Source organism: Paenibacillus validus NBRC 15382 (assembly GCF_004000985.1).
GTDB classification, from domain to species: domain Bacteria; phylum Bacillota; class Bacilli; order Paenibacillales; family NBRC-103111; genus Paenibacillus_G; species Paenibacillus_G validus.
Window position 1 is genome coordinate 37,467 of sequence record NZ_BIMH01000039.1, and the last position, 8,852, is coordinate 46,318.

The 8,852-nt window shown below is 57.3% G+C and carries 10 protein-coding genes; 5 read left to right on the forward strand and 5 right to left on the reverse strand.

What is annotated here, in order from left to right; translation table 11 throughout:
• Window positions 1–21: 21 nt before the first annotated feature.
• Window positions 22–342 (reverse strand): hypothetical protein, encoded by a 321-nt coding sequence (locus PVA01S_RS20265; RefSeq protein ID WP_054798457.1) that lies wholly within the window; start codon window positions 340–342, stop codon window positions 22–24.
• 13 nt (window positions 343–355) lie between these two features.
• Between PVA01S_RS20265 and PVA01S_RS26780 the strand changes: the two genes are divergently transcribed.
• The 3 genes from PVA01S_RS26780 to PVA01S_RS20275 all read left to right on the forward strand — a co-directional run bounded on the left by PVA01S_RS26780 (window position 356) and on the right by PVA01S_RS20275 (window position 2,025).
• Window positions 356–496, forward strand: a complete 141-nt coding sequence (locus PVA01S_RS26780) for a hypothetical protein (RefSeq protein WP_155615499.1) — start codon at window positions 356–358, stop codon at window positions 494–496.
• Between the two features lie 19 nt (window positions 497–515).
• Window positions 516–1,676 carry an acyltransferase gene (locus PVA01S_RS20270; protein ID WP_244933001.1) on the forward strand — a complete coding sequence of 387 codons (1,161 nt, stop codon included), beginning with the start codon at window positions 516–518 and terminating at the stop codon, window positions 1,674–1,676.
• 67 nt (window positions 1,677–1,743) lie between these two features.
• Window positions 1,744–2,025, forward strand: coding sequence for a hypothetical protein (locus tag PVA01S_RS20275; protein WP_127609089.1), 282 nt, complete (start codon window positions 1,744–1,746; stop codon window positions 2,023–2,025).
• 75 nt (window positions 2,026–2,100) lie between these two features.
• Here the strand turns inward: PVA01S_RS20275 and PVA01S_RS20280 are convergent, their stop codons facing one another.
• Window positions 2,101–2,427, reverse strand: coding sequence for a hypothetical protein (locus tag PVA01S_RS20280; protein ID WP_244933002.1), 327 nt, complete (start codon window positions 2,425–2,427; stop codon window positions 2,101–2,103).
• Between the two features lie 141 nt (window positions 2,428–2,568).
• Here PVA01S_RS20280 and PVA01S_RS20285 point away from each other — a divergent pair, with 141 nt between their 5' ends.
• Window positions 2,569–3,915: a DRTGG domain-containing protein gene (locus PVA01S_RS20285; RefSeq protein ID WP_127609090.1), complete on the forward strand. Its 1,347-nt coding sequence runs from the start codon at window positions 2,569–2,571 to the stop codon at window positions 3,913–3,915.
• Between the two features lie 153 nt (window positions 3,916–4,068).
• On the opposite strand, the gene PVA01S_RS20290 is transcribed toward PVA01S_RS20285, so the two are convergent.
• From PVA01S_RS20290 to PVA01S_RS20300, 3 genes are all read right to left on the reverse strand, one after another.
• The gene (locus PVA01S_RS20290; RefSeq protein ID WP_127609091.1) at window positions 4,069–4,365 is read right to left on the reverse strand and encodes a YtpI family protein; all 297 of its coding nucleotides are present in this window, start codon (window positions 4,363–4,365) and stop codon (window positions 4,069–4,071) included.
• A gap of 72 nt (window positions 4,366–4,437) precedes the next feature.
• On the reverse strand, window positions 4,438–4,947 hold the full coding sequence (locus tag PVA01S_RS20295; protein WP_236595980.1) for a sporulation membrane protein YtrI: 510 nt from the start codon (window positions 4,945–4,947) through the stop codon (window positions 4,438–4,440).
• Window positions 4,944–5,276, reverse strand: coding sequence for a YtrH family sporulation protein (locus tag PVA01S_RS20300; protein WP_054798453.1), 333 nt, complete (start codon window positions 5,274–5,276; stop codon window positions 4,944–4,946). Before PVA01S_RS20300 ends, PVA01S_RS20295 begins: the two co-directional genes overlap by 4 nt.
• Window positions 5,277–5,573: 297 nt before the next feature.
• Here PVA01S_RS20300 and PVA01S_RS20305 point away from each other — a divergent pair.
• Window positions 5,574–8,852 (forward strand): DNA polymerase III subunit alpha (locus PVA01S_RS20305; protein ID WP_127609093.1); only part of this gene is annotated, 3,279 nt, incomplete at its 3' end.

The window sequence follows — 8,852 nt, forward strand, 5'->3', positions numbered from 1 at the left end:
ACCGGAGTTTGAGCAGCCCTGTTACATAACGTTCAGGGGGGAGGACGGGGACGGTTGATTTTGCGAAGTTTGGATCAGCATGTCCATTTGCTGGATACACTGCTGCAAACGCCCCTGAATTTCCACGATCCGGCGCTGCTGGGCGTTCATTTGCGTTTCCACCTGCGATTGCGCCTGCTGCAGATCCATTTGCACCTGGACGAATTGCTGCTGCAGCTGCCGCAGCCTTTGCGAGAAATTGTTCAGGCCGGTTTTGTTTAACGCCTGCTGCGCTTCCTGGGCTTGCTGCATGTGCTGCAGCTGCTGCTGTTCCAAAAATTGTTGATACGATACGTTTTGCATGGCGATATCCTCCTTGACAGTAGCTGTTCGCGTGTATTATTCGTCCTCCGGTCTGGATTTATTCGCCAGCGTCCGCCCGGCAGTCTCGTTCTGTTCCGTTCCGGCCAAGACGGCTGCGGCTCCCGGTAAATTGCCCGTTATATCGACCGATTAGTGGCGGGAATTCGGGAATTGTGATAAATTTTTGGAAGCGCATCATTGATCTATATGAGAAACGGGAAGGACCGAACGATTTGACAAATGTAAAAAAAATTTCGAAGCCGAAGCTGTTGGAGCTGGATCTCGTTCGGGCTGCAGCGATTTTGGCGGTTCTCATCATTCATGCGACGGCGGACGCTACAGTTGAACTGGCGTTCGGCAGCGGTTCGCAAGCGATGTACCTGACGTTGAATAAACTGAGCAATTTCGCCGTACCGGTGTTTATTTTACTCAGCGGTCTCGTATTGTTTTACCGGTATCAGGACGATTTCGGGGGAAAGCAGGCGCTCTTGTTTTATGTGCGCCGGGTGCGGCAAGTATTGTTCCCTTATTTGATCTGGTCGTTGTTTTACTACTTGTACAATCAGTGGATCTATGACCGTGCCCGGCTCCATTTCGATGCGGCGGAATTCGGGGAGCTGCTGCCGTGGGCGGACGCCTCGTACCACTTGTATTTCATGATCATTATCGTGCAATTTTATTTGATATTCCCGCTGCTGATGTGGATGTGCAAGGCTTGGCCGTCATTTCGGCGCTATCTGGTATGGATCGGGCTGGCCGTCCATGCAGGGCTGTACGCGTACCATTATTGGGTGAGGCCGTTCGATCACATGGCTTCGCTATGCATCAATTATTTCAGCATGTTCGCGCTGGGCGGTTGGATGGGGCTGTACTACGAGCGGTTCTCGGGGTGGCTGCGGGCCAATTTCGCCTGGGTGTCAACCCTGACGCTGTTGATCGGCTGCGCGTTCGTCGGCCTGTTTGTGGCCGAAGGCCGGTTCCGTCTCCAGCTTCCCGGGTACGGCTACCAGCTGTTGTTCTTCGGATATGCCGCCTTCGTCTCCATGACGCTCATCCGTCTCTGCCAAATCGCTCTTGCGCGGTGGAAGTTGATATCGCGTCTGTTGACGAGTTTAGGAGCCGTATCGTTCGGCGTCTATTTGATGCATCCGGCTGTGCTGACGTATTACAAGACGCATGTTACGCTTCCCGGCGGGTCGATCGCCATGTACCACGCTTATACGTTCGGCGCTTTTCTTGCAAGCCTGATCGTCCCGTGGGTGCTCGTGTACGCGTACGGACGGATCATGAAGCTGCTGCGCAAGAAACCTGTCCGGACGAAGGCCGGCGCCTGAAGAGTGATATTTTCACGCGTACGCTCATACAATGAACTGTACAAGTTGTAGGAGAGGAGGGCGTACGATGGGGAAAGGCACGAAGAACATCGTGTTTATGGGATTGACGCTCGGCATGATCGCTTTCGCGGTGCCGAGCCTCGATCTCAGGGCATGGACGTCGCCCGGCACGATTTTCGGGTTGGTGTGGATCGGGTTCGCGCTGTTGGTCGTGGCCGCGCATCTGCATGAGTTGCTGGGCGTGGAGGAAGAGCAGAAGCGCACGCTGTTGAAGATCAAGCGGATGAAGCGCTGGCAGCTTCAGCAAGCGGTGACCGGCAAGCGGAAGGTGCTGCAGGTCCGCAGGTAAATAAGAAAAGTCCGTACTCCCTCTGATCGTGAGGAAAGGTGCGGACTTTTTTTCGGCTTTCTCCGGTCGGACCCTTCACACGATCAGCGCGATGGCAAGCAAATCGAACAGCGCAAGCGGCAGAATGACGTTGCTGTAGTAAGGGTCGTAGGGGAAATACGGATAAGGCAGGAAAGCGCGGCTGTGACCTTGCAGCACCTGCAGGTACACGTAATAATGGTCGATATGTACCATGATGCCTTCATGCGTTCCGCCATGCACCATTTGCACCCGTACGTGCCTGTGCATGTGCTGCACGCATGCCGCATGAATTTTTGCTTTGCACTTCGTCAGCGTGTCGATTTCCTTAACGTCCAACTCGAACACGGTCTGGGGTTGAGCCGGATAAGGCGCATTCATCATCAGCCACCTCCTGAAAAATATACATCTACTTCTATCCTATGCGGAGCCGAGCCTTCCGATTACAGTACTGCCCGGCTTCGTTTCGTGGTATGATAATGGGTAATACAGGATGATACAGCGAGCCGAAGGAAGGTGGAACAGATGGACGAATTCGGTCCCATGAATCACGACACGTCAACCAAGCACGAGCAAATTTTAAAATATATCGAAGGGCTGCCTATCGGCAGCAAAATTTCAGTGCGCAAAGTCGCCGAGAAGCTGGGCGTCAGCGAAGGAACGGCCTATCGGGCCATCAAGGAAGCCGATGCGATCGGGCTGGTCGCAACGAAAGAGCGCGTAGGCACGGTACGCGTGGAGAAGAAGCTGCGCGATCAGATGGACAAGCTGACGTTCGCCGAAGTGGTGAACATGGTCGACGGGGAAGTGCTCGGCGGCCTTGACGGGCTGGAGAAGACGCTGCACAAATTCGTCATCGGAGCGATGCAGCAGGATGCGATGATGCGTTATATCGATCCGGGCAGCCTATTGATCGTCGGCAACCGGGCCAAGGCGCATCTTTGTGCCTTGGAGCAGGGGGCGGGCGTGCTTATTACCGGGGGCTTCGGGACGAGCGACGAGGTGAAGCAGCTGGCTGACACGCTGCAGCTGCCGATCATCTCCAGCAGCTACGACACGTTCACCGTTGCTTCGATGATTAACCGGGCCATCTATGACCGGCTGATCAAGAAAAAGATTTTGCTGATTGAAGACATTCTGACGCATCCGATGCGGGTGTTTGTGCTGAAGGCGAATCATACGATAGAGGATTGGCAGCGGCTGCACGAAGAGACGGGCCACAGCCGTTTTCCGATCGTCGACGAGTGGAACCGGGTGATCGGCATCATCACCTCGCGCGACTTGATCGGCGCCGGGCCGACGCAAACGCTCGATAAGTTGATGACCCGCAATCCGGTTACCGCGATGGCGAATACGTCGGTCGCTTCGGCCGCCCACCTGATGGTGTGGGAGGGGATCGAACTGCTGCCGATCGTCGACGCGGGGCGTAAAATCGTCAGCGTCATCAGCCGCCAGGACGTGCTGAAGGCGATGCAGCACGTGCAGCGCCAGCCGCAGCACGGGGAGACGTTCGAGGATTTGATCTGGGCAGGCTTCAGCGAGGAGAAGGACGCCGGCGGCCAGCTTGTATTCCGGGGTACGATCACGCCGCAAATGATTAACCGCCTCGGCACCGTATCCGAGGGCGTGTTGACCGTACTTATGACGCAGGCGGCCTACCATGCGATGCAGGATGTGAAGAAGGGCGACATCGTCGTCGACAACATGTCTTCCTACTTCGTCAAACCGGTGCAAATCGACAGCCTGGTCGAAATTCGCCCGAAAATGATCGAGGTCAGCCGCAAATTCGGCAAGCTCGATGTAGAGATGTTCCACGGGGGCGCGCTTGTAGCGAAGGCGATGCTGACCGCGCAGGTCATCGAGCCGGGGTAAGCGGTGGGGCGACGGAGAGGGCGGAGGCGAGCCCTTTTTATTTCAGGGCGTACCGCTGCCCCAACGTCATAAGGGCGGAAGCACGTCGTACGCGCTTTCCGCCCTTACACGCAGCTTCCACCGAAGCATGCCGTCCAACCGGCCGCCAACCGCTTAAGCCTTCCGACTGTAGTGGCTGTGGTTGCGGAGACCGGCGAACAAATTGAACAAACCGAGCAATAAGCACACCGTCCCGAAAATGCGGCGCGTGACGGAATCCGTAAAGAAAAACAGCTGGGAGACGGCGATGACAATCAGCATCAGGCCCATGAAAATGTTCATCCTCGCCCCGTAAAGTCCGCGCTGTTTCGGATCGGCCGCTCGCCGAAACCGAAAGCTGTAATACACCGAGAACACGACGAAAATAATAATCAGCACGCTAAGCATCCATTGTATTGTTGGCAGCGTCATTTCTTGCAAGCACATCCTTATGGCCAAGTGTCTGTAATCACTTTATCGATTTCAGACTTGGAAATCAACTGGTCACGGTACCGGGATGCGTTTCCACTCTTTTACGGTCACCCACACCTTCAATTCCGACTGGGTCAGGACGATCCACTTCACAGACTGCACCATATAGTCGTTATCCATCACGCCGAGCATCGGCTTTTCATACAAAATTTGCTCGTATACCTCGGGCATGGCGGCGAATTCGGAAATTTTACGCCCCACAACGACGGGCTTCAACTGGGAATGAATGCGTCGTTTAAGCTCGCTTTCGGTCAATTTGTCCAGGGTTGTGTGCTCGCCCGGTTCGATATAAATGTTTAGCAAATTGATCGTCGTTTGCTGATTTTTCGTTTTGCGCAAATCGGCGACCTCGCCTTCCAGCCGGCTTTTTTCTGCGAGCAGCTCGCGGTTTTCCACGATCATCATGTTCAGCCGCTGATTGTAAATGCTCAGGAACAGCGCCGCTCCGATCACCATGCCGGCGATCACGAGTCCGACAGCGCGCAAATAGCCGAATCCGGTTTCGAAGGGAGGGACTCTCACCCGGTGTTCCCTCCCCGGCAGATCCATTGGATCAAGGTCGTCCCCATATGCGCGCCGACGAAGGCGCAGACGATGTACATCATTTGCTGAATCGCCGGAGAGATTTGCCCATCCTGAAAATGCGTCTCGATCGCCCGGATCGGATCGATCGTCCCGCCGATGGCGGCGACCATCGCCCAAATTTTGATTTGCTCGGCAATGTTCAGCATTTTGTGAACCGGGGGCTCCAGCGTAATAACCGAACAGATGCCGGCGAGCATGGTGCCTCCCAGCACTACCCCGAACGCTACAAAGAAATCCAACAAGCATTTTGCCCAAAATGATGCCACTTCCAGGCCCTCCTTTTTTGCTGCGAATCTTCAGATCGACGAACGCATGAGCGAAAATTCAAGCTATCGCCGGCTGTCTGCAAACGAATCGCATGCGCCTCCTCCGGCTGTTCGCCTACATTCGGCTTACGTTCTTTCGCCGGACCGGCAGCCTCTACCCCGGCCGGACCGCTCGCGGACACGTGCTGCGTCGTCCAAGCCGGGCTTGACCGATGCTTATACTATCATCTATATGGCACACTTGTTCGCATTATGCTAAAATATTTTGTAATGAATATGGAGCGGGGAGGCTGCGGTATGACCGATTTCGTTCATTTGCACGTACATAGCGAATACAGCTTGCTCGACGGCGCTGCGCGCATCGACGATTTGGTAAGCCAAGCCGCGCAGCTGGGCATGAAGGCGCTGGCGCTGACGGATCATGGCGTCATGTATGGGGCTATCCCTTTTTATAAAGCATGCAAGGCGAAGGGGATCAAGCCGATCATCGGCTGCGAGATGTATTTCACCTCCGGTTCCCTCCGGAACAAGGGCTCGCGGCAGGAGCAGCCCATTTACCACCTGCTGCTGCTTGCCAAAAATATGACCGGATACCAGAATTTAATGAAGCTTTGCTCGATCGCCCACCTGGAAGGGTTTCATTATAAGCCGCGGATCGATCTGGAGCACTTGGACCGGCATTCGGAAGGACTCATTTGCACCAGCGCCTGTCTCGGCAGCGAGGTGTCGCAGCATCTGCTGCACGACCGGTACGAGGAAGCGAAGGAGGCGGCGCTGCGCTACCGCGGCATCTTCGGCGACGATTTCTTCCTGGAAATTCAGGATCATGGCTTAACGGAGCAAAAAAAGGTGCTGCGCGACATGATTCGCCTCAGCGAAGACACCGGCATTCGCATGGTGGCGACGAATGACGTCCACTATGTGAGAGAGCCGGATCATACGATGCAGGATATTCTCATTTGCATCGGTACCGGGAAGACGGTGGACGACGAAGCGCGTCTTCGGATGGGGACTACCCAGCTGTATTTGAAACATGCGGACGAGATGGCCGGGTTGTTCGGACACGTCCCTGACGCTTTGGCGAATACGGTCGCCATTGCCGAAGCTTGTCAGCTCGAGCTCGAATTCGGGCGGTCCATTCTCCCGCAATTCGACCCGATTCCCGAAGGGATGACAGCGGGCGAATATTTGGCCGAGCTTTGCCTTCAAGGGATGGAAAGCCGTTACGGCCGGTCAAGCGAATGGCTGGAGCCGGAATGGCGGCGCGAAGTGGAAGAGCGGCTGCGCTACGAGCTCGGCGTCATCGAGCGAATGGGCTACTCCGATTATTTTCTCATCGTGTGGGATTTCATCCGTTTCGCGCACGAGCACGGGATCGTCACCGGACCGGGCCGGGGTTCGTCGGCGGGCAGTCTCGTCGCTTACGTGCTGCGCATTACCGACGTCGACCCGATTCAATATCGTCTCCTCTTCGAGCGCTTTCTGAACCCGGAGCGGGTGTCGATGCCGGATATCGATATCGACTTCAGCGATCTGCGGCGCGACGAGGTGATCGATTACGTGGTGCGCAAGTACGGGCGCGACCGCGTAGCGCAGATCATCACGTTCGGCACCATGGCGGCGAAGGCCGCCGTTCGCGATGTAGGCCGGGCGCTGAACCTGCCGTACAACGAAGTCGACCGGGCGGCGAAGCTGATCCCGAACCAGCTCGGCGTTACGCTGGAGGAGGCGCTGCGGATCAGTCCCGACTTGAAGGCGCTCGCCGCCAAACAGCCGAAGACGGCCGAGCTGCTGGAGATGGCGAGGAAGGTGGAAGGGATGCCGCGTCATGCCTCCACCCATGCCGCGGGCGTCATCATCTCGCGAGAGCCGTTAACGCAGTACGTGCCCCTTCAGGAGGGCAATGAACAGACGCCGCTGACACAGTACACGATGGAGCATCTGGAGTCCATCGGCTTGCTGAAAATGGACTTCCTCGGCCTGCGCACGCTGTCCATCATCGAGCGGACGCTCGAATGGGTGCGTGAGCAGCTGGGGGTGACGATCGATTGGACACAAATTTCGACGGACGACCCGAAGACGTACGAGCTGCTCGGCAAGGGCGATACGACCGGCGTGTTTCAGCTGGAGTCGCCGGGCGTGCGGCGGGTGCTGAAGGAGCTGCGGCCGTCGCATTTTGAAGATATCATTTCGGTGCTTGCGCTGTATCGGCCGGGCCCGATGGAGTTTATCCCGAAATATATCGCCGGCAAGCACGGGCAAGTCGAGGTAGACTACCCGCATCCGGATCTGGAGCCCATATTGCGCGATACGTACGGCATCATCGTCTATCAAGAGCAGATCATGCAGATTGCCTCCCGGATGGCCGGATTTAATCTCGGCGAAGCCGACTTGCTGCGGCGCGCGGTCAGCAAGAAGAAGCGCGAGGTGCTGGACGAGCAGCGCGCCCATTTCGTGCAGGGCAGTCTGCAGCAGGGCTACGCCGAGGAGGACGCCAACCGCGTCTACGACATGATCGTGCGCTTCGCCGACTACGGCTTCCCGCGCGCCCATGCGACCGCGTACGGGGTGCTCGCCTTCCGGACGGCGTACTTGAAGGCGCACTACCCGGTGCAATTTATGGCGTCCATGCTGACGGCGGTGATGGGCAGCCATAACAAAGTGGCGGAATATGTTGACGAGTGCCGTCGAATGGGCATTGCCGTGCTGCCGCCGGATGTGAACGAGAGCGGCTTTCTGTTTACGTCCGTTCGCTCGGGAGAGGATCCGGCGATCCGCTTCGGACTGGCGGCGATCAAGAACGTCGGGACGCATGCGATCGAGTCGATCATCGAGGAGCGGAAGGACGGGCGGTACGAGAGCCTGAGCGATTTTTGCCGGCGCGTCGATCTGCGGGTGTGCAACAAGCGTGTCATGGAATCGCTCATCCAGAGCGGCGCGACCGATTCGCTGCCGGGGCATCGCGCCCAGCAGCTCGCGATGCTCGAAGAAGCCGTTGAAGCCGCTGTGAAGTGGCGCAAGGATCGCGAAGCGCTGCAGCTCGTGCTTGACGGCTTCGACGAAGAAGTGAGCTGGGAGGTCGAGTATCCCGACATGCCCCCGTTCACGCTTATGCAGCAGCTCGAGCTGGAGCGGGAGCTGCTGGGCCTGTATATTTCCGGCAGCCCTCTCGACGATTTTGAGCAAATCCTGCGCAAGCTGGAGACGGATACGATCGCGCTGCTGCCCGAATATCCGGATCACAGCGAGGTCATGGTCGCAGGGCTGGTTGTCGGGAACAAAACGATCGTCACGAAGAAAGGGCAGCCGATGGCGTTCATGGAGCTGGAGGACCGCGTCGGCAAAGTCGAAGTCGTCTTGTTCCCCGAAGCGTGGAAGACGTTCGCGCCGCTCGTGCAGAAGGGCAAGCCCGTGCTCGTCGTCGCCAAGCTGCAGCTGGGCGACGACGAGCACGTGAAGCTGCTCGCCGACCGCCTCGTCGCGCTGAACGACCCGCACCTCGAGCTGAAGGCGGTCAAGAGCGGGCTGCCCCCGGCGGGCGCGGCTCATAGCTCCCGGGGCGGCGGTACGCCGCGG

Bases quoted from the DNA above. Each gene is read 5' to 3' on its own strand.
- PVA01S_RS20280 (WP_244933002.1), bottom strand. From the start codon at position 2,427: ATGATGAATGCGCCTTATCCGGCTCAACCCCAGACCGTGTTCGAGTTG.
- PVA01S_RS20275 (WP_127609089.1), top strand. From the start codon at position 1,744: ATGGGGAAAGGCACGAAGAACATCGTGTTTATGGGATTGACGCTCGGC.
- PVA01S_RS20265 (WP_054798457.1), bottom strand. From the start codon at position 342: ATGCAAAACGTATCGTATCAACAATTTTTGGAACAGCAGCAGCTGCAG.
- PVA01S_RS20285 (WP_127609090.1), top strand. From the start codon at position 2,569: ATGGACGAATTCGGTCCCATGAATCACGACACGTCAACCAAGCACGAG.
- PVA01S_RS20290 (WP_127609091.1), bottom strand. From the start codon at position 4,365: ATGACGCTGCCAACAATACAATGGATGCTTAGCGTGCTGATTATTATT.